Annotated in this window: 20 protein-coding genes; 1 reads left to right on the top strand and 19 read right to left on the bottom strand. The window is 70.7% G+C overall.

The window, feature by feature from the left end:
* Positions 1-38 precede the first annotated feature (38 nt).
* The 19 genes from ABZU76_RS40170 to ABZU76_RS40080 all read right to left on the bottom strand — a co-directional run bounded on the left by ABZU76_RS40170 (position 39) and on the right by ABZU76_RS40080 (position 18923).
* Positions 39-935, bottom strand: coding sequence for a 3,4-dihydroxy-2-butanone-4-phosphate synthase (locus tag ABZU76_RS40170; protein WP_354880049.1), 897 nt, complete (start codon positions 933-935; stop codon positions 39-41).
* Complete coding sequence (locus ABZU76_RS40165; protein WP_354880046.1) at positions 932-1522, bottom strand: NADPH-dependent FMN reductase; 591 nt, start codon at positions 1520-1522, stop codon at positions 932-934. Before ABZU76_RS40165 ends, ABZU76_RS40170 begins: the two co-directional genes overlap by 4 nt.
* Before the next feature lie 11 nt (positions 1523-1533).
* Positions 1534-2862, bottom strand: coding sequence for an NtaA/DmoA family FMN-dependent monooxygenase (locus ABZU76_RS40160; protein WP_354880043.1), 1329 nt, complete (start codon positions 2860-2862; stop codon positions 1534-1536).
* Between the two features lie 103 nt (positions 2863-2965).
* Positions 2966-3481 carry a tRNA (N6-threonylcarbamoyladenosine(37)-N6)-methyltransferase TrmO gene (tsaA, locus tag ABZU76_RS40155; protein WP_354880040.1) on the bottom strand — a complete coding sequence of 172 codons (516 nt, stop codon included), beginning with the start codon at positions 3479-3481 and terminating at the stop codon, positions 2966-2968.
* Positions 3482-4210 carry an alpha/beta hydrolase gene (locus ABZU76_RS40150; RefSeq protein ID WP_354880037.1) on the bottom strand — a complete coding sequence of 243 codons (729 nt, stop codon included), beginning with the start codon at positions 4208-4210 and terminating at the stop codon, positions 3482-3484.
* Positions 4211-4220: 10 nt separating this feature from the next.
* Positions 4221-5429 (bottom strand): MFS transporter, encoded by a 1209-nt coding sequence (locus tag ABZU76_RS40145; protein WP_354880034.1) that lies wholly within the window; start codon positions 5427-5429, stop codon positions 4221-4223.
* 83 nt (positions 5430-5512) lie between these two features.
* Positions 5513-5947: a L,D-transpeptidase gene (locus tag ABZU76_RS40140; RefSeq protein WP_354880031.1), complete on the bottom strand. Its 435-nt coding sequence runs from the start codon at positions 5945-5947 to the stop codon at positions 5513-5515.
* A 63-nt stretch (positions 5948-6010) separates the two neighbouring features.
* Positions 6011-6589: an HD domain-containing protein gene (locus tag ABZU76_RS40135; protein WP_354880028.1), complete on the bottom strand. Its 579-nt coding sequence runs from the start codon at positions 6587-6589 to the stop codon at positions 6011-6013.
* A gap of 110 nt (positions 6590-6699) precedes the next feature.
* Positions 6700-7581, bottom strand: a complete 882-nt coding sequence (locus tag ABZU76_RS40130) for a carbohydrate ABC transporter permease (RefSeq protein ID WP_354880025.1) — start codon at positions 7579-7581, stop codon at positions 6700-6702.
* Positions 7578-8516, bottom strand: a complete 939-nt coding sequence (locus tag ABZU76_RS40125; protein WP_354880022.1) for a sugar ABC transporter permease — start codon at positions 8514-8516, stop codon at positions 7578-7580. The genes ABZU76_RS40130 and ABZU76_RS40125 overlap by 4 nt, the downstream gene beginning before the upstream one ends.
* A 1-nt stretch (position 8517) precedes the next feature.
* Complete coding sequence (locus ABZU76_RS40120) at positions 8518-9561, bottom strand: ABC transporter ATP-binding protein (protein ID WP_354880019.1); 1044 nt, start codon at positions 9559-9561, stop codon at positions 8518-8520.
* 5 nt (positions 9562-9566) lie between these two features.
* Entirely contained in the window at positions 9567-10976 is a 1410-nt protein-coding gene (locus ABZU76_RS40115) for an extracellular solute-binding protein (protein ID WP_354880016.1), read from the bottom strand.
* Between the two features lie 196 nt (positions 10977-11172).
* Entirely contained in the window at positions 11173-11901 is a 729-nt protein-coding gene (locus ABZU76_RS40110; RefSeq protein WP_354880013.1) for an FCD domain-containing protein, read from the bottom strand.
* 356 nt (positions 11902-12257) lie between these two features.
* Positions 12258-12671 (bottom strand): hypothetical protein, encoded by a 414-nt coding sequence (locus ABZU76_RS40105; RefSeq protein WP_354880010.1) that lies wholly within the window; start codon positions 12669-12671, stop codon positions 12258-12260.
* Positions 12668-14335 carry an L-lactate permease gene (locus ABZU76_RS40100; RefSeq protein ID WP_354880007.1) on the bottom strand — a complete coding sequence of 556 codons (1668 nt, stop codon included), beginning with the start codon at positions 14333-14335 and terminating at the stop codon, positions 12668-12670. Before ABZU76_RS40100 ends, ABZU76_RS40105 begins: the two co-directional genes overlap by 4 nt.
* 64 nt (positions 14336-14399) lie before the next feature.
* Positions 14400-16115: a methylmalonyl-CoA mutase family protein gene (locus tag ABZU76_RS40095; RefSeq protein WP_354880004.1), complete on the bottom strand. Its 1716-nt coding sequence runs from the start codon at positions 16113-16115 to the stop codon at positions 14400-14402.
* The gene (meaB, locus tag ABZU76_RS40090; RefSeq protein ID WP_354880001.1) at positions 16112-17080 is read right to left on the bottom strand and encodes a methylmalonyl Co-A mutase-associated GTPase MeaB; all 969 of its coding nucleotides are present in this window, start codon (positions 17078-17080) and stop codon (positions 16112-16114) included. The genes ABZU76_RS40095 and meaB overlap by 4 nt, the downstream gene beginning before the upstream one ends.
* Positions 17077-18480 carry an AMP-binding protein gene (locus ABZU76_RS40085; protein WP_354879998.1) on the bottom strand — a complete coding sequence of 468 codons (1404 nt, stop codon included), beginning with the start codon at positions 18478-18480 and terminating at the stop codon, positions 17077-17079. Before ABZU76_RS40085 ends, meaB begins: the two co-directional genes overlap by 4 nt.
* Positions 18480-18923: a cobalamin B12-binding domain-containing protein gene (locus ABZU76_RS40080; RefSeq protein ID WP_354879995.1), complete on the bottom strand. Its 444-nt coding sequence runs from the start codon at positions 18921-18923 to the stop codon at positions 18480-18482. The genes ABZU76_RS40085 and ABZU76_RS40080 overlap by 1 nt, the downstream gene beginning before the upstream one ends.
* Positions 18924-19077: 154 nt before the next feature.
* Here ABZU76_RS40080 and ABZU76_RS40075 point away from each other — a divergent pair, with 154 nt between their 5' ends.
* Positions 19078-20142 carry a 3-hydroxyisobutyryl-CoA hydrolase gene (locus ABZU76_RS40075; RefSeq protein ID WP_354880224.1) on the top strand — a complete coding sequence of 355 codons (1065 nt, stop codon included), beginning with the start codon at positions 19078-19080 and terminating at the stop codon, positions 20140-20142.
* Positions 20143-20177: the final 35 nt, after the last annotated feature.

Raw genomic sequence — 20177 nt, 5'->3', positions numbered from 1 at the left:
TTCCCGGCCGGAAGTCCACAGTGGAACGCCGGATGCGGTCAGTCGTCCACACCGAGGTCGCGCATGATCTGGCCCGCCACGTCGTCCGGCCGGCCGTCCGGGACCCGGTGACCGGTGAGCGCGGACCACAGTGAGCGGCGGCCGCGGACGTAGACCAGCACGCCCGATCCGGCGCGGGTGATCTCGTCGAGCGAATCGCGCACGGCCTGCGCGCACCCGCAGTGCCGGGCGCCGAAGGCGTCGCCGGCAGGGCACTCCACGTGGACACGCACCACCGAGCCTCGCTCCGGCTCGCCGTGCACGAGGGCGACGTGCTCCCCGCCGTCGACGAGGTCGCGATACCCGAGCGCCCGGAAACCACCGTGCGCCAAGGGAAGCCGGGCGTCCGCCGCGCGTTCGACGAGCCGTTCGCGCGCCCGCCGGTACGCCGCCACTTCGGTGACGGACACCCACGGCAGACCGTCGGCCGCGGCGTCGAGCTCCACGAAGGCCGCGGCGGGTTCGCAGCCCGCGATCCGGGCCAGATCCACGGCCGCCTCGGCGAGGCCGGGGCGTTCGAGCACGCCGTGCTCGCGCGTGCGAGTGGGGAACACGGGCCCGGGCACACGGAAGTCTTCGCGGCGCGTCGCGGGATCGGCCAGGGCGCGCAGGGTGCGGGCCGGTGACCCGTGCCCCACCCCGACGTGGACGTCGGAGCCGGGCACCATAGCCGGGATTCGCAGCCGGTCGACCCACGCGCCGGGCAGCGCGCAGCCGACCGGCCCGCCGTGGGCGGCCAGGAACCGCGCCGTCTCGCCGGTCACGAGCTCGGCGGCGGCGACCAGCGCCGCCCCCGCCTCGCCCGCGACCAGCACGACCTCACCCCGGGCCAGCGCCGCGGCGGCGTCCGTGACACCGCCGGCCGCGACCACCTCCCGGGCCGGTGACAGCGTCACGCGGCACTCCACGACCGCGCGAACCCGCACACCTGCCGGCCCACTGTGGCCAGCTGGTCGCCGACCTTCGCGTCGGCGATCCCGCCCGCCGCGTCGAACGGCTTGGTCGCCGAGTTCACCACGACCCCCAGCGGCGTCGGCCACCCGCGCAGGGCGTGGACCGTCGAGCGCAGTGACGTCAGGGTGGTGACCCCGGCCTGCCAGCCGCCCGTCGCGACGACACAGCCCACGGCCTTGCCGTCGAGGTAGGGCACCGGGTCGCCCGCGAGTTCCTGCAGGTGGTCCAGCGCGTTCTTCAACAGCCCGGAGATCCCGCCGTGGTAGCCGGGCACGGACAGCACGAGGGCGTCGGCCCGCCGGACGGCTTCGAGCAGCCGCACGGCCTCGTCGGTCAGCGGCGCCACGCCCGGGTCGTACATCGGCAGGGCCAGCTCCGTGGCCGTGATCAGCTCGGTCTCGGCGCCCTCGGCCGCGGCCGCCGCGAGCGCGTGCCGCAGCGCGCGCTCCGACGTCGAACCCGGCCGCAGCGTGCCGCCGATCCCCAGCACGCGCACGGGGTCTCCCCCGATACTCGGCAATGCGGTCATGATCGACTCCTTCAGGCGGCCGGGACAAGCGACGGGGTGGGCAGGCCCAAGCTCTCGCGCAGGGTGTCGTGCTCGTAGTCGGTGTGGAACAGGCCGCGCCGCTGCAGCTCCGGCACCAGCATCTCGACGGCGTCGTGCACGCCCGAGGGCAGCATGTCGACCATGAGCGTGAAGCCGTCGGCCGCACCGGCGAGCAGGCGTTCCTGCATCTGGTCGGCGACCTGCTCCGCGGTGCCGACGACCTGGTGGTGACCGCCGCCGTAGCTGCCGATGAGCTCGCGGACGGTCAGGTCCTCCTTGACCGCGAGGCTCACGATGCTGCGGCGGAAGCCGATCGAACCGGTGAACTCCTCGTCCGGGCCGAGCAGGTGCGCGGGGAACTTCTCGTCGAGCTTGAGCACCTCGACCGGCAGGCCGACGCGCTTGGAGAGCTTCTTGATGTTCGCGGTGACGCCGAAGACCTCGTCCATCAGCTGCTTGCGCTCCTGCGCGTCCTTCTCGGTGGCGCCGAGGACCACGGACATGCCGGGCAGGATCTTGATGCTGTCGGGGTGGCGGCCGTACTCGGCCGCGCGCCGGCGCATGTCGTCGCGGAAGGCGACGGCGTCTTCGAGCACGTGCTGGGCGGTGAACACCACGTCGGCGTACTTGGCGGCTTGGTCGCGACCGCGGTCGGACGAGCCGGCCTGGAAGATCACCGGACGGCCCTGCGGCGAGCGCGCGAACGGCATCGGGCCCTTCACCGCGAAGTACTCGCCCACGTGGTTGATCTCGTGCACCAGATCGGGGTCGGCGAACACGCCGGCTTCCTTGTCACCGACGAGCGCGCCCTCCTCCCAGCTGTCCCACAGCTTGAGCACCACGTCGATGAATTCGTCGGCGCGCGCGTAGCGTTGCGCGTGGTCGGGGTGGCTGCCGCCGCCGAACATCTCGATCACGGTCGGGTTCTGCGTGGCGATGGAGTTCCAGCCGACGCGGCCCTGGCTGAGGTGGTCCAGCGTCGCGAAGCGCCGCGCCAGGTCGTAGGGCTGGTTGTAGGTGGTCGACCCGGTGCCGACCAGGCCGATCTTGTCCGTGATCCCGGCCATCAGCGACAGCACGGTGACGGTGTCGAGCGCGCCGCACGGGCGCTCGGTACCGACCTCCTGGTTGGTCATCTGCTCGGCGAGGAAGATCGCGTGCAGCTTGCCGGCCTCGGCGGTGCGGGCGATGTCCTTGTACAGCGCGGGGGTCAGGTGGTCACCGGCGTCGCCTTCGCGCGCCATCCACGCGCCGGTGTGCATGCCGAGGCCGTGCATCAGCGCGGCCGTCAGGATCATGGAGGGGGTGCCGGCGTCCACTGGGGGTCTCCTTGGCGTCGTCGGGGATCAGGGCCACGATCGACGCTAGGTTCGCGTCGCGGCCACGACCAGCGGCGTTCTGTGACGCGATCCCTTAGCGCGGCTAACACCTCCCCGTCTCCCCGGGCGGCGCGAGGTCCTCCGGGGTGGTGCCTTCGGCCACCGTGACGTCGTCGAACCAACCGCTGCCGGGCTCGCCGGGCGGGCGGTCGAATGCGGTGACGTAGGGCTTGAGGTCGAGGATCGGCGTGCCGTCGAGCAGGTCGACGCCCGCGAAGCGCACCGTGTGCCCGATGACCTCGACGATCCGCACCAGGCTCAGCCCGATCGGGTTCGGCCGCCGTGGCCCGCGCATCGCGAAGATGCCCATGCGCCGTTGCTCACGGCGCAGCAGGTAGGGCACCTGGGTGAGGCTGGCCAGGGGCCGGTCCGGACGGTCGAGCCAGCTGAGCAGCCAGGCGTAGTCGAACCCGGCCAGCCCGTCGAGACCCTCGACGTACTCCTCGGCGAGCTCGAGCACGCCCTCCTCACCACGGTTGGCGCCGGCCTGCACCGGGGTGCGCTCGAGTTCCGTGCGGGCGGTGCGGACGTACCCGATGACGGGCAGCGGACACTCCATTCAGGACCGTTCCACTGTGGACATCTTGGTGAGGGTGTCCACCAGCGCGGGCCACGCCGGCCCGTCCGCCACGACCACGTCCAGGTGGTCGGCGCCGGGCACCAGCACCAGTTCCGCGCCGATCGCGTCGGCGTAGTCACTCGAAAGCTTGGTGGGCAACGCGGAATCGACCTCGCCGTGGAAGAGCACGACGGGCCCGGGCGGCGTGCCGAGCGCGGCCGGATCCACCTCGGCGTAGCGCTCCGGGACCTCGTCCGGGCCACCGCCCAGCAGCCGGTCGACCGGACCTTCGGGGTCACGGCGGTGGGCGTCGGCGAGCGCGGCCACCGGGGCGAGCGCGACGACCCCCGGCGCGCCGGGCCGGTGCGCGGCCCACAGAGCGAGCGTGCCGCCGGCCGAGTGACCCAGCACCACCAGCCGCGCCGGGTCGACGCGGCCCGGCGCCGCGGCCTCGATCAGGCCCGGGAGCGTGTCCACGGCGAGGCCGGTGTCGGTGAAGGTCTCGGGCCAGCCGCCCCCGCCGCCGGGCCGGCGATACTCGACGTTGGCCACCGCGAACCCGTGGCGCGCCAGCGCCCGGGCCAGTGGTTCGACGTATCCGCGGTCGACGTCGAGCCGCCAGGAACCGCCGTGCAGCACGAGAACGAGAGGAGCGGGGGTGGTGGCGGCAGGGAGGAACACGTCGGCGAACTGGTCGGGCTCGGGCCCGTACCGCACGGAAAGATCCATGCCGGCCAGCCTAGCGAGCGTCTCGCTCCAGCTTCCCCAGCCGAGGCACCAGCACGAGCGACCCGAGCACCAGGCAGCCACCCACCAGGATCGGGGTCCGGACGCCTGCCGCGGTGCCGAGGACACCGCCCAGGGCCGCGCCGAGCGGGATGCCGCCCCAGCCGATGAGGCGATAGGCGCTGCTCACGCGGCCGCGCAGTTCGCGCGGGACCAGGCGCTGGCGCACCGACACGGCCTGCACGTTCCAGAGGATGATGCCGAAACTGCCAAGTGCGTACATTCCGCCCACGAGCCACACGGACGTCGCGAACGAAGTCACCACCAGGGCGGCGCCGATGGCCGTGATGGCGAGACCGATGCGCGCGCCGAGCGGCAACCTGCGCTTCAGGGGCCCCGCGACGAACGACCCCAGTACGCCACCGGCGGCACCGGAGGCGAGCACCAGGCCGTAGGCGAACTCCGGCGCGTTCAACGTCTGCACGACGAGCAGCACCAGCACCGACGTCGCCAGCTGCACCGCCAGCGCGGCCACCCCAAGCTCGATCGCGAGCAGCCGCAGCCCATGGTGACCCCAGAGCCAGCGCACGCCTTCGGCGATGTCCGCCCGCATCGAGCGGCCCGAACGCACCGGCACGGCGGGCCGCGCCCGCACGAACCACATCAGCAAAGCCGCCAGCGCGAACGACGCCGCGTCCACCACCAGAGGCGCCCCGGCCGAAGCCGCGAACAACGCCGCCCCGAGCGGCGGCCCGATGAACTGCAGGCCGAGTACCTGGCTGCCCTGCAAACGGCCGTTCGCCGCGTCGAGCCGCTCGGGCGGCACGATGTCGGGCAGCGTCGCCGTGGACGCGTTGTCGAACACCGTTTCGGCGCACCCGAGCGCGAACGCCAGCGCCACCAGCACCCCGACCGGCGGCGTCGCGAGGAAAACCCACATCGCGGCCGCCGCCACGACGACGGCCCGGACCGCGTCCGTGCGCCACATCAACGTACGGCGGTCGTACCGATCCGCCAGCGCGCCGCCGAACAACGAGAACACCAGCCACGGCAGCGCCCCGGCCGCCGCGACCGCGCTCACCGCGACCGCCGTCGGCGACACCGCCACCGCGAGCAGCGGCAGCACCGCCATCCGCACGCCGTCGCCCACCACGGACACCGAAGCGGCCGCCCAGACGCGCGCGAAGTCCGGGCCCAGCCGCTCCCCCTGCCCCACCGTCACCCGGCCATCCTGCCAGCACGGGGTCCAGACCACCACGACCGCGCGGGGCGGGATCCTCCCCACCCCGCGACCGTCCTACTCCACTACTTGACTACCTGGACCACGTCACCCGGGTGGAGTGCGTTGTAGAACGCCACCGCGTCGGCGTGGGAGAGGTGGACACAGCCGTGCGACTGCACCTCCAGGCTGCCCTGGTGGAACGCCACGCCGGTGGTCGTGAAGAAGACCGAGTACGGCATGGGCCCGTTGAACTGCTTGCTGTAGTGGTCGATGTCCTTGTACTGCACGTGGAACGTGCCGGCCGGCGTCGGGTACGCGGGTTTGCCCACCGTGATGGGCACACCGCCGCGGACGACGTTTCCGTTGTCCATCAGCCAGGCCGTGCCGGTGTGCAGCTGGACGCAGGCTTTCGCCTGCGCGCCGCACGGTGCGGTGGCCGCGTTCGCGCTGTCGGCGAAGCCGATCGTGGCCGCGACCGCCGCCGCGCCCGCCAACGCTGCTGTGATCCTCCACCTCATCGTTCTGCCTCCCGTCGGTCACAGGAAGAATTCCCCGGCCGGCGAGTTTCCAACCAACCGTGATCAGAGTGTGCGCCAGGACAGCGGCGGCAACGCCAGCGCGGCCGTCGCGAGACGGCGGGCGGTCGAGGTGAACAACCCGGCGCACGCGGAGTCGACCCACTCCTCCACTGTGGACACACCCGACGAGCGGTACTCCAGCGCCTGCAGGAGCATTTCCAGCTTGTCGGCATCCTTGGCGCAACGCGCCTCAGTGGACTCCCGCGCCTCGTACTCGTCGACGGCCTCGCGCACCACCGCACGCGCACGCGACGGCAACGCCGCTGTCTGGTCCGCCGTGATCGCCCGCGGGTCCGGTTTCACCAGGTAGGGCCCGGCCGAATGCGGCAGATCACCCGTACGGGTCTCCTGCGTGTCGTGCCACAGCGCCAGAAACGCCGCGCGCTCCGGTGCCGCGCCTTCCTCGGCGGCCAGCAACGCCGCGAGCTGAGCCGCCCGCAAGCTGTGCTCGGCCACGGACTCGGGATCGCGCACGCCGGCCTGCCACCAGCCGCTGCGGCGGACGCGTTTGAGCACCCCGAGCTCGTAGCCGAAGGCCGCCAGCGCGGTGGCCCCGGTGGCAGAGGTAGCGCTGTCAGTCATGGCCGACAGCGTAGATCAGGGGTTGAGCACGCGATCCGGTTCCCTGGGCGTTGCGCGGCCCCCGAGGTCGATCCGGTGGCCGTGCTCGGTCAGGGAGCCCACTCCGCTGCTCATTCCTTGACCGCGCCCATCGTGAATCCGCTGACGAACCGGTCCAGGAACCAGGTGAACACCAGTGCGATCGGCACGGCCACCAGCACGGTGGCGCCCTGCAACGACTGCCAGAAGAACACGTCACCGCGCACCAGCTGGGTCGGCACCCCGATGCTCACCGACATCTGGTCCGTGGGGGCGACGAAGGCGAGCGCGTAGATGAACTCGCTCGCGGTCAGGGTGAACGCGAACACGACCACCGCGATGACGCCGGGGTAGGCCAGTGGCAGGACGGCCCGCACGAACGCGCCCACCCGGCTGTAGCCGTCGACCATGGCCTGTTCCTCGATGTCCTTCGGGATGTTCTTGAGGAATCCCATGAGCAGCCAGACCGAGACCGGGATGGTGATGGTCGGGTAGATCAGGACCAGCGACCACGTCGAGTCCTGGAGCCCGACGGCCACCACGATCCGCGAGAGCGCGAGGAACAGCAGGCTGGGCGGCACGAGGTAAACGAGGAAGATGCCGATCGCCATCGGCCCGGACCACGGTCGGTCCAGCCGGGCCAGCGCATACGCAGCAGGCAGGCCGAGCGCGAGCGTGATCAGCACGACCAGGATCCCGACGAGCAGCGTGTTGGCCACGAAGGTCAGGAACTCGGTGTCGGTGAACAGGTAGCCGACGTGGTCCGCGGTGGGCGGCCGGTTGAACACGAACGGGTTGTTCTGCGGGTTGTACAGGTCCCGGTTCTGCTTGAACGCCGTGATCAGGCTCCACAGGAAGGGCGCCGCGCAGATCAGCGCCGCCACGATCGCTGTCAGGTACAGGCCCACCCGGGCCAACACGTGGCGCCTGGCGTATCGCTGCCGCAGCCGGCCGGCTTCCTCGGCGGTGGTCATCGCACCTCGATCCGGCGCACCGCGCGCAGGATGAGCACCGCTGCGGCGAGCAACAGCGGGAACAGGAAGAGCGCGATGACGGCGCCCTGGGCGACGTCGCCGCCGTCGATGCCGCGGTAGAAGGCCCAGCTGGCGAGCACCTGCGTGGCGTCGTTGGGGCCACCGCGGGTGAGCACGCGGACCACGGCCATGTCGGTGAACGTGAAGATCGCGCCGAACAGTGCGGCGACCGCCGCCACCGGGAGCACCAGCGGGATGGTGATCTCGAACATCCGGCGCCAGTACCCGGCTCCGTCGACCCGCGCGGCCTCGTCGATGTCCTTGGGAATGGCCATCAGCCCGGCCATCATGATCACCGCGGCCAGCGGGGTCAGCCGCCAGACGTGGACCGCGATCACCGAGGCCATCGACAGGCCTGGCCGGCCGAGCCAGTACACGTTCTCCGCCGGACCGAGCGCGCCGAACTGCCGCAGCATCCAGTCGATCGGCGAGTAGATGGAATCGAGCAACCAGAGCCACGAGATCGACGACAGGGCCACCGGCGTCGTCCACGCCAGCAGGACCAGGAAGCGGACGAGCCACTTGCCGCGGAAGTCCGCGACGAGGATGTTGGCGAGCACCTTGCCCAGCACCACGATCAGGACCATCGAGATGAGGGTGAACACGAACGTGTTGCCCAGGGCCCGCCAGAACACGGGGTCTTGGAAGACCCGCGTGAAGTTGCGGAAGCCGACGAAATCGTAGGACGGGTCCCCTGCCGTCACGTCCGAGAACGCGAACGCGATGGCGAGCACGAACGGGACGCCTACCAGCGCGACGATGTAGACGATGCTGGGCAGCAGGAAACCCCATGCCAGCAGGCCGTCGCGGTCCGCCAGCCGGCGCCGCGCCGGGGCGGTCTCGGGAGTGGTGACCGCGTCGGCGGTGGTGGCCACCTCACCCACCGTCCAGGCGGACCGGGTCGGAGCGTTGCCCGCTGTCGGAGTCGAAGAACCGCAGGCGTGTGCCGGGCACCGCGAACTCGTGCGTCTCGCCCGCCGCGATCGAGGTGTCCACTGTGGCCGGCAGCCGGGCGACCACCCTGGTGGGCTCGCCGATCCGCGACACCGTGCCGTACACGTGCCGGTCGCCGGAGAGGTATTCGAGCCGCTCCACGGCGAGCGGCATCGTGACCCGCTCGCCGGCCGGGACGTTCTCGACCGGCAGCAGGTGCTCGGGGCGGAACCCGACCAGCTTGCCGTCGTGCGGGATCAGGTTCATCGGCGGCGAGCCGATGAACGTCGCCACGAAGGTGTCGGCCGGGTTGTCGTAGACCTCCACCGGAGGGCCGGCCTGGTGGACCTGGCCGGCGTTGAGTACGGCGATCCGGTCGCCCAGCCCCATCGCCTCGGCCTGGTCGTGAGTCACGTAGATCGTCGTGGTTCCCACGTCCTCCTGGAACCGCTTGAGCTCGTCCCGGGCGCTGGCGCGCAGCTTCGCGTCCAGATTGGACAACGGCTCGTCGAGGAGGAACACCTGGGGGTCGCGGACGAGTGCCCGGGCGAGTGCCACCCGTTGCCGTTCACCACCGGAGAGCTGTCGGGGTTTGCGGTCCAGCAGCGGGCCGAGGCCCAAGAGCCCGGCCGCCCAGCGGGCCTTGCGCTCGCGATCCTCCTTGCCCATGCCCCCAGCCCGGAGGGGGAACACGATGTTGGCCAGCACGGTCTTGTGCGGATAGAGCGCATAACTCTGGAACACCATCGCGATCTGACGCGCCCGGGGCGGCAGTCCGGTCACCACGTGCCCGCCGATCAGCACATCGCCGCTGGTCGGCTGTTCAAGCCCGGCGATGGTCCGCAGCAGGGTCGTCTTGCCGCAGCCCGACGGGCCCAGCAGCACCAGGTACTCCCCGGCCGCGGCGGCCAGGCTCACCCGGTCGATGGCGGGCACCCGCCCGCCGTCGAACCGCTTCACCAGGTCACGAACCTCGACGACCGCCATCGCACTCAGCCGCCGACGAGCCCAGCGGCACGCCACTTGGCGAAGACCGCGTTGATCTGCCCCTCCGCCTCGGCGACCGATTGCTGCGGGGTGGCTTCACCGCGCACCGCCCTGGCGAACATATTGGGGATGACGAAGGTGCTGAACACCTCGCCGATGGCCGTGCTGGCCGGCCCCGGATGACCGATGTTGGCGCTCCACGGGACGGCGTCGGCGAGGAGCTTCAGTTTGTCCGGCGGCCGAGAGCCGAACGGGTCGTTCGCGAGCCAGTTCGGCAGCTCGGGGGTCAGCTTGGACCACGCGGAGAAGTCGTACAGCTTCGACTGGTAGGTCGCCGAGGCGAAATTGGCGGTGTAGTGGAGCAGGAACTCCTTCGCCGCCGGCACCCCGGTGGCGTGCTGCGGAATGATCCAGTTGTACAGCACGTGCTGCGCAGCCAGCGCGGTCTCGGGTCCGCGCAGCGCCGGCACGAAGAACGTGTCGTCGGCGACGGCCGGGTTCGACCCGGCGGCGGTCCGCCAGGCCGAAATCGAGTTGACGATGTAGGACATCTTGCCCGCGACCAGGCCCTGGTTGTTGCTCGCGGCGTTCCAGGAGAAGACCTCGGGCGTCATCGCCTGCCCGTAGAGTTTCGTCATGTACTCCACGGCCGCGATCGTCTCCGGCGAGTTGATCGTGACGCGCTCGTTCGCATCCTGCTCCGACGCGCCGTAGGACCACATCAGGGCTCGCAGCACCATGTTGGAGTCGATTTCCTGGGACATGCCGAGCCCGAGCGGGATGCCCTTGCTGCTCTTGATCTGCGCCGCACCGATGAGCAGCTCGTCCCACGTGGTGGGGCCGTTCGGCATGCCGACGGCCTCCCACAGCGACCTGCGGTAGTTGCCCGGGTCGGGGACCCAGCCCGGCGAGTACGCGTAGAACTTGCCGGTGGCGGGGTTGAGGCTCGACTTCTCGCACAGCGGGAGCTGCTGTCCCCAGCGCCCGGTCGCTTCGCTGACCAGGTCCCGCTGGTCGAGCACGCTCGGCTCGAACTGCGACAGCGTCGCGATGTACTGGATGAGGTCGTGGCCCTGCCGCGCCTGGATCTCGGCCGCGATCCGGGTGGGGATCTGCGCCTGGTCGATGTGGTCGACGGTCACGTTGACACCGACCCGGGAACCCCAGTCGCGCGCGAACCGGTCGAACCACACGTCATGGTTTGGCACGAAGTGGCTCCAGAGAAGGATTTTCAGGTCACCGGACAGCTTTGTGGACGGTTCGCTGAAGGTCTCCTGCGGGGCCTGGCCACCGGTGGTTCCCCCGGTGTCCTCCTCGGATGCGCAGGCGCCCAGCGCCACCGAACCCAACGTGAGGGCGGCGGCCGCGCGCAGCACGTCCCGCCTGCTGTGTTGTGAAGTGGGGAAGTCGCTCATCACCGACTCCTCCCTGTGGGGAAAAGGAGGCAAACGAGTCTAGTCGACGCCGCGCACCGCGGCAGCGTGAATCGAACCTCGGTGCGATCGGCACGAGCTGGTGCAGGTGACTGGCGACGCCCCGGCCCGCCTCGTTCGGCGGGCCGGTGGGCTCCGCTGACTTACGACCCGGACCGCGCCGGATGCCGCCGTGCGATCAGGGGTTGAGCACGCGATCGGTGTAGAAGCGCGTGATGTGCTCGGCCACGAGCTCGGCCGCGCGATCCCCGTCGCCCGCCTCGATGGCGCGCAGGATCTCCTCGTGCTCGGCCACCAGGTCGGCCGCGACGGCCCGCCAATCGGGCAGACGCGCGAACGCCGCCGCCATCTCCGACTCGACGGCACCCCGCAGGGCCTGCATGAGGTCGGTGGCCAGCGCGTTGCCCGAGATCCGGGCGATGCTCACGTGGAACTCGGTGTCCAGCGCGTTGAACTGCTGGTACTCCTGGTCCGCCGCGCGCATGCCCTCGACCAGCTCGGCGAGCCGGGCCACGTCCTCGGGGGTGCGGGTCGCCGCCGCGCCGCGGGCCGCGTTGCGTTCGAGCTGCACGCGCGTCTCGACCAGATCGGCCAGGCTGATCCGCGCGAGCGCGAGGTGCAGCCGCAGCAGGTTGGTCAGCGCCGGGGTCGACCGCGCGGTGACGATCGAACCCGCGTCGGCGCCCGAACCCGTGCGGGCCTCGATGATCCCCATCGCTTCGAGCGCGCGCAGGGCCTCGCGGACGCTGGTCCGGCTCACCCCCAGCGCGCTCACGAGCTCGCGTTCGCTGGGCAGCTTCTCCCCCGCGCGCAGGCTGCCGTCGAGGATCTTCTCCTCGATCTGCGCCAGCACCTGTTCGTGCATCCGCACGCGGCGCACCGGCTCCCAGGCCGCCTCGGTCGTCATGACCGGTTCCTCGGCGTCGTTTCCGGCATCGTTCCGGGTATCACGGTGGTCACGCTCCTCCTCGGGTTCGTGCGACCCGCTCAAGGATGGACGCGGCGAGAGGGTCTGCCTGCGAACCCCGCCGGGCGGGGTCCGATCACAGTGGCGCGACCGGCCCGGAATCTCACCGGAGTTCCTCTGCACCGCGTAGTGCTCACTCAAGGTAATCGGAGCTCGCAGTCAGTGTCAATATGACCTCTTTGTTGGTATGACCACACTTACTAATCCGACCAAAAGTAGGCCGACCCCCGGCCATCACGTAACCGTTGCTGCGAAGCTATTCGGCCGTGACTGTGGTCGGATTAGTAACCATCGGCTCAGTCGGCACACAATCCGGCGTACCCGAGTGAGCGTTCGCGCTCCTCGGCGCGGAACGCGATCGCAAGGAGGACGTCACCCAAGCGGTCGAGCACCACCACCCCGTCGGCCGGGGCTTCCCGCGCCGCCCGCCGCGCCACTGCCCGCGCGAGTTTCAGCAGCCCGGCGGCGGCACTCAGCCCGCCGAGCACCTCGAACCCGCGCGGCGCCACCACGGGCCCGAGGTCCCGAGCCGCCCGCCACAACCGGGGCAACTCGGGCACCGGTACGCCGGCGGCAAGCGCGTCGGCGAGTTCCAGCAGCTCGTACTGGACGTCGAGCAGCACCGCCTCGTCGTCGGCCGGCAACGTGCACGTGGACACCGCCGCGCCGATCGCCGCGTTGGCCTCTTCGACGGCGTCGCGCGCGCTCACGGCACCATCCACGACAGCACCGGCGTGGACTGCAGGTACACCAGCACGCACATCAGCGGCACGAACACCGCCGACGCCGCGAGCACCCGCCGGAACAGCAGGCCCTCCTTACCCGCCAGTCCCACTGCGCTGGCGCCGATCGCCAGGTTCTGCGGGCTGATCATCTTCCCGAGCACCCCGCCGCTGCTGTTCGCCGCCGCCATCAGCGTCGGTTGCAGCTGCGCGCCGTGCGCGGCCGCCACCTGCAGCGCCCCGAACAGCGAGTTCGACGACGTGTCCGAACCCGTCACCGCCGTGCCGAACCAGCCCAGCAGCGGCGAGAGCAGCGCGAACAGCCCGCCCGCGCCGGCGAGGAACAACCCGAGCGTCGCCGTCTGGCCCGACATGTTCATCACGTACGCCAGCGCCAGCACCGCCATCACCGTCAGCCCGGCGGTACGCAGCTGCACGATCGTCTGCCCGTAGGCGCGGATCGCCTGCCGCAGCGGTACTTTCAGCAGGAACGCGGACACGACACCGGCGATGAACAACACCGAGCCGCTGTCGGCGAGCCAGTCGAACTTGAACGACACCAGGCTCAGCGGTTTGCCCGCGGCCGTCGCGATGTGGAGGCCGGGCCAGCTGAACGTCTTGGTCGTCGTGGCCAGCGCCGCCGCGACCGCCGGGATCGCGGCGATGGAGAACAGCACGATGATCGTCGCGTACGGCGCGAACGACCGCAGTTGCTCGATTCGCGAGTCGACGACCGTCCGCTCGCGCACCACCGTCGCCGCGGCCACCCCGCTGCCACCGGAAACCGGCGCGGGCCGCGCACCACCGTCATCCGGGGCACGGTCCGGCGCCTCGGCCGGCTTCGGCCGCCAGAACCGCAGCAGCACCAGCACGGCCGCGGCGGACACAAGCGACGCCGCGATGTCCGTGAGCTGCACCGGGCCGAAGTTCGCCATCAGGTACTGGACCACCGCGAAGCTCACCCCGCACACGAGCGCGGCCGGCCACGCCTGCCGCAGCCCGCGCCTCCCGTCGAGCACGATCATGAGCACCAGCGGCACGATCAGCGCGAGGATCGGCACCTGCCGCCCGGTCATGGCCGCGAGGTCGTCGAGCGGCAGCCCGGTCACCTTCGCGAGTGTGATCACGGGCAGCGCCACCGCGCCGTACGCGACCGGTGCGGTGTTGGCGATCAGCGCGACCGTCGCCGCCTTCAGCGGTTTCAGCCCGACAGCCACCAGCATCACCGAGCAGATCGCCACCGGCGCGCCGAATCCGGCGAGCGCCTCCAGCAGGGCGCCGAACGAGAACGCGATGATCACGCCCTGCACCCGCTGGTCGTCGCTGATCTTCGCGAACGTGCGCCGCAGCACGTCGAAGTGCCCGGAAACCTTCGTCATCTGGTAGATCCACAGCGAGTTCAGCACGATCCACAGCGCGGGGAACAAGCCGAACGCCGCGCCTTCGAGCGCGGAATCGAGGGCGGGGCCGGTGGGCATGCCGTAGACCGCGATGGCGACGACGATCGACAGCACGAGCGCGATCACCGAAGCCAGCCAGGCGCGGACGCGGAACACGCCCAGCAGCACGAACAACACCAGCAGGGGCAGGGCGGACACAAGGGCGGACCAGCCGAGGCTGCCGCCCAGTGGCGCGGGAACCTGTGTGTACACAGGTCACCTCCGGGACTCTCGTCGTTGAGAGGGGGTGAGGGGGTGGGGACTGGAGCTGGGCTCGTCAGAACACCGGCGTTTCGGTGTAGGAGCCGAAGACATCACGCAGCGCACCGGTGATCTCTCCCATGGACAGGTGTGCCTTCACGGCCTCGATCGTGGCGGGCATGAGGTTCGCCGCCGGGTCGGCCGCCACGGCGAGCAGGTGCTCCATCGCCGCCTTCGCCCGGTCGGGGTCCCGGTCGGCCCGCACCTGCTTGAGGCGCGAGAGCTGCCGGGCTTCGGACTCCGGGTCGAGCTTGTGGGTCTCGATCTTCTCGCCGTCACCGGAGTCGACGTAGGAGTTCACACCGATCACGGGCCGGTCACCGCTGGCCTTGCGGCGCGCGTAGTCGTAGGCGGTGTCGGAGATCTCGCGCTGGAAGAAGCCCTGTTCGATCGCGGCCACCACGCCGCCGAGCTCCTCGATCTTCGTGAAGTAGTCGTGGATGCCCTGTTCGAGGCGATCGGTCAGGTTCTCCACGTAGTACGAGCCGCCGAGCGGGTCGATCACGTTCGGCACGCCGGTTTCGTGGGCGATGATCTGCTGCGTGCGCAGCGCGACCTTCATCGCCTGCTCGCTCGGGATCGTGTAAGCCTCGTCGAGACCGTTGGTGTGCAAGGACTGCGCGCCGCCGAGCACGGCCGAGAGGGCCTGCAGCGCGGTGCGGATGATGTTGTTGAGCGGCTGCGGTTTCGTGAGCGTGGCGGCCGCCGTCTGCGCGTGGAAGCGCAGCCGCATCGACTGCGGGTTCTTGGCGCCGAAGGTCTCCTTCATCATCTTCGCGTAGAACCGCCGCACCGCGCGGAACTTCGCGACCTCCTCGAAGAGGTCCGCCTGGCTGACGAAGAAGAACGACAGCCGTGAGGCGAACTGGTCCACGTCGACCCCGGTGGCGACGACGTCCTCCACGTAGGCCTTCGTGATGGCCATCGTGAACGCGATCTCCTGCAACGCGTTCGCCCCGGCCTCACTGATGTGGTAACCGGAGATGTTGACGGGGTTGTAGCGCGCCATGTGCTCGCTGGCGTAGACCACGGTGTCGCGCACGATCCGCATGCTCGGCCGGACCGGGAACACCCACTCCTTCTGCGCGACGTACTCCTTGAGGATGTCGTTCTGGATCGTCCCCGAGAGCTTGTTGAGGTCGTAGCCACGCTGTTCGGCCACGGCGACGTACATCGCGAGCAGGATCCACGCCGACGGGTTGATCGTCATCGACACGCTGATCTTCTCGAGGTCGATGCCGTCGAACAGCGCCTCCATGTCGGGCAGCGTGTCGATCGCGACGCCCTCGCGACCGACCTCGCCGAGGCTCATCGGGTCGTCGCTGTCCAGGCCCATCAGCGTCGGCATGTCGAAGTCGACGGACAGGCCCGTCTGGCCCTGGGCGATGAGGTACTGGAACCGCTTGTTCGTCTCCTCGGCCTGCCCGAAGCCCGCGATCTGGCGCATCGTCCAGGTGCGGCCGCGGTACATCGTCGGGTACGGGCCGCGCGTGTACGGGTAGCGGCCGGGCAGGCCGATGTCGTGCCAGTCGTCCGGTAGGTCGGCGGGCGTGTAGACGCGCTGCACCGCCATGCCGCTGCCGGAGCGGTAGACCTCGCGCGATTCGGGCTGGCGGTCGACGAACGCCGCGAGTTCGTCCCCCTCCCAGCCGGCGAGCTCGCGCGTGACCGCCTCGACGAGCGCCTCGGTCGTCAGTGCTGAGTCGGCCGGGGCCGGGTCGTGCTCGTTCACCACAGTTCCTCCTCGTCAGTCGTCACACCCGGCCGCCCAACCAGGCGGCGCGCGGCGGAAAGCGGGTCTTCCCGGCGCGCGGTCACGTCGTCCACCGCCCGGTCGAACGTGGGGACGCCGGGGCGCAGCCCGTCGAGCACGAGCTGTTCGGCGACCCACCGGATGCGGGTCGCGCTGTTGCGCCGGGCGCGCCGCTCGCGTTCGCCGTGCTCGGTCATCCATGCCAGGTGCGCGGCGAACTGCTCGGCGAGCTCGGGCACGCCGTCGCCGGTGGCGGCGACGGTCTGCTGGATCGGCACGTTCCACTGGTGCGGCTTGCGGTGCGAAAGCCGCAGCATGTCGCGCAGCTCCGCCACGGTCTTGGCGGCGCCTTCGCGGTCGGACTTGTTCACCACGTGCACATCGGCGATCTCGAGCAGGCCGGCCTTGATCGCCTGCACGTCGTCGCCCATGCCCGGCACGCTCACCACGGCGACGGTCTGGGCGGCGCTGATCACGTCCACTTCGGCCTGCCCGACGCCGACGGTCTCGAGCACCACCACGTCCTTGCCGGCGGCGTCGAGCACGGTGATCGCGTCGAGCGTCGCGCGTGAGAGCCCGCCGAGCGCGCCGCGGGTGGCCACGGACCGGATGAACACGCCCTCGTCGCCCGCGAGGCCCGTCATCCGGATGCGGTCGCCGAGGATCGCGCCGCCGCTGAACACGCTGGACGGGTCCACCGCCAGCACGCCGACCGTCTTGCCCTGCTTTCGGTAGTACTCGGTCAGCGACTTGACCAGCGTGCTCTTGCCGCTGCCCGGTGGCCCCGTGAGGCCCAGGACGTGGGCGTTGCCTGCCTTGCCGTGCAGTTCGGCGAGCGCCTCGTCGACCCCGGCCGTACGCCGTTCCACGAACGTGAGCATCCGTGCGATGGCCGGGTGCTCCCCAGCGAGCACCCGCCCGACCACGTCGCCCGGCGTCTTCACGACCCACTTCCGAGGCGGCGCAGCAGGTCGCGGTCGTCGATCACCCGCCGGGCCTTGAACTCGGTGCGGTCGAACGTCTTGTACTCCACCGGGACGACGTGCGCGCCGACACCGAGCGCGCGGCGCAGCTTGTCCTCGATGGCGCGGGCCCAGCCGTCCAGAGTGGACTCCGCGACGCCGCGGTGCTCCACCTGCACGGCGAGGGTGTCCATCGTGGACTTGCGGCTGATCACGATGCGGTGCTCGCCGCCGTAGCCCTCGGCGGCCATCACCACGTCGTCGATCGCGCTCGGGTACACGTTCTCGCCGCGCACGGTGAACATGTCGTCGATGCGCCCGTAGATGCCCTGCGGCAGGAACGGGTACGTGCGGCCGCGGTCGGCCGAGGGCGCTTCCCAGCGCGTCAGATCGTTGGACAGCAGCCGGATCATCGGCTGACTGGTGCGCTCCAGCGTGGTGTAGACGGGCGTGCCCTCACGGCCGTAGTCCACGCGGTGGTGGTCCACGGGGTCGCACACCTCGGTGTAGACGAGGTCCTGCCAGGCGAACACACCCGGCTCGTGGTTCGCGGCACCGAGGTGCATCCACGGGCTGACCTCGGCCATGCTGCCCGAGTCGTAGACCTCGGCACCGAAAGCCGCCTCGATGCGGCCGCGGATGGTCGGCACGCTCGCGCCGGGCTCGCCGGAGAAGAACAGCTTGCGCAGCCCCAGATCCGCCGGGTCCACGCCCTCGTCGGCGGCGACCTCGGCCAGGTGCAGCGCATACGACGGCGTCCCGTAGAACACGGTCACGCCCATCTGCTTCATCCACATGACCGTGCGGGCGGTCTGCCCGGGCGTGCCCGCGCCGAACGGGAACACGCGGGCGCCGAGGCGTTCCGCGCCGAGATAGGCGCCCCAGGAACCCCAGTAGAGGCTCAACGGCGAGGCGACCAGCACCGTGTCGTGCTCGCGGATGCCCATCCCCCACATCACGCGGGCGTGGGCGTTGGCGACGCTGCGCCAGTCGCGTTCGCCGATGCCGAACGCGGTCGGGCGGCCGGTGGTGCCCGACGTGCCGTTCACGTGTTTGACCTCGCTCGGGTCCACGGCGAGGTAGCTGCCGAACGGCTCGTGGGCCGCCTGGTCGGCGCGCAGCTCTTCCTTGCGCACCACGGGAACCTTCTCGAAGTCCGACAGGTCGCGGATGGCCGACGGGTGGATCCCCGCTTCCTCCCACTTGCGCCGGTAGAACGGCGCGTGGTCCCACGCGTAGGCCATCACCTCACGGATGCGGGCGAGGATCGCTTCGTCCCGCTCCCCGGCCGGCATGGTCTCGCGGCGCGGGAACCAGTGCGCCTGCCCGGACGGCGGGCGGTAGGTCTCGTCGTAGCGCGGCGGCCAAGTCCACTGTTCCATCAGGCCTCCTCCGTCACGCCGACCAGCGCGCGGATGCGCTCGACGATCGTCTCCGGGGTGGTGTCCTGGCCGAGTACCTCGGCGACGCCCATCTTCTTGAGCGCCTCCTCGTCCTCGTCCGGCATCACGCCGCCGGCGACGATCGCGAACCCGGGCCGGTCGGGCATCGCGTCGATCAGCTCGAAGATGCGGGTGAAGATCGGCATGTGGGCGCCGGAGAGCAGGCTGACGCCGAGCACGTCGACGTCCTCCTGAACGGCCGCTTCCAGCACCTGCTCGGGGCTGCGGTGCAGGCCGGTGTAGATCACCTCCATGCCCGCGTCGCGCAGGGTCCGCGCGACGACTTTCACGCCCCGGTCGTGGCCGTCCAGCCCGATCTTGGCCAGCATCACCCGGATCGGTTCGCCGCCGCTCTCACCCACCGTGTCCACACCTCGTTCCACGACCTGAATTGCATCTGGTCTTGCCTTGAATGTGGTCTGACCATAGAAGTGGGCGTACGGTTTGTGCAAGGGGCGGTTCGTGCAAGGCGCTGTGCAACCCTGTGCCCAAGCACCACCCGGCTGCACGAAGGCGAAGGTGTCCGACTTGATCGACGTGAGCACCGTTTTGGCCCGCAGACAAGGGGCGATCGGCAGGCTGACCGTGAACCGCCCGGAGGCGCTGAACGCCCTGGACCTGCCCATGATCCGGGCGATGCTGACCGCCCTCGACGAGTGGGAGTCCGACCCCGCCGTGACCGCGGTGGTGCTCGACGGCGCGGGCGATCGGGCGTTCTGCGCGGGCGGCGACATCGGCGTGGTGCACTCGTCGGCCGTCGGCGATCCGGCGGTCGCCCGGACGCTGTGGCGCGAGGAGTACCGGCTCGACGCCCGCCTCGCGCGCTACCCGAAACCCGTCGTCGCACTCATGGACGGCATCACGATGGGCGGCGGGATCGGGATCGGCGCGCACGCGGCGGTCCGGGTGGTCACCGAACGCTCGGTGCTCGCGATGCCGGAGGTCGCGATCGGCCTCGCACCCGACGTCGGCGGCACGCTGCTGCTCGCCCGTGCCCCCGGGGAGCTCGGCGTGCACCTCGCGCTGACGGCGGGTCGCGTGGGCCCTGGCGACGCGGTCCACTGTGGACTCGCGGACCACCACGTACCCGCCGGCCGGTTGGCGCCGCTCGTCGAAGACCTCGCCGCAGGCGCTGCACCCGAGGCGACCGTGGCGAAGTACGCCGAGGATCCCGGCCCTGCGCCGCTCGCGGCCGCGCGGTGCTGGATCGACCACGCGTACGGCGGCGCGACCACCGTCGAAGACGTGCTGTACCGCCTCGATGCGATCGACGAGCCGGGGCCGCGCGAAGCCCGCGCCGCGATCACCGCGGCCGCCCCGACGGCACTCAAGGTGACGCTGCGAGCGGTCCGCCAGGCCCGTGGAATGACCTCGATCGAGGAATGCCTGCGCCAGGACTTCCGCCTGTGCAGCCGATTCCTCGCGCATCCCGACCTGGCCGAGGGCATCCGGGCGGCGATCCTCGACAAGGACCGCTCACCTCGCTGGCGCCCGGGCACGCTCGCGGAGGTCGACGACGCGGCCGTCGAGGCGTTCTTCGCACCGCTTGCCGACGAGCTGGACTTACCGGAGCAGTCCACATTGTGGTCTGACCACCGCTGACCTAGGCTCGGACCAGCCGGAAATCCGACAACGCG

The sequence above is a fragment of the Amycolatopsis sp. NPDC005232 genome (genome assembly GCF_040607795.1).
In the GTDB taxonomy this organism is placed as follows: Bacteria; Actinomycetota; Actinomycetes; order Mycobacteriales; family Pseudonocardiaceae; genus Amycolatopsis.
Note: the sequence above shows the minus strand (reverse complement) of the source record. Positions and strands in the feature narration are given on the sequence as shown.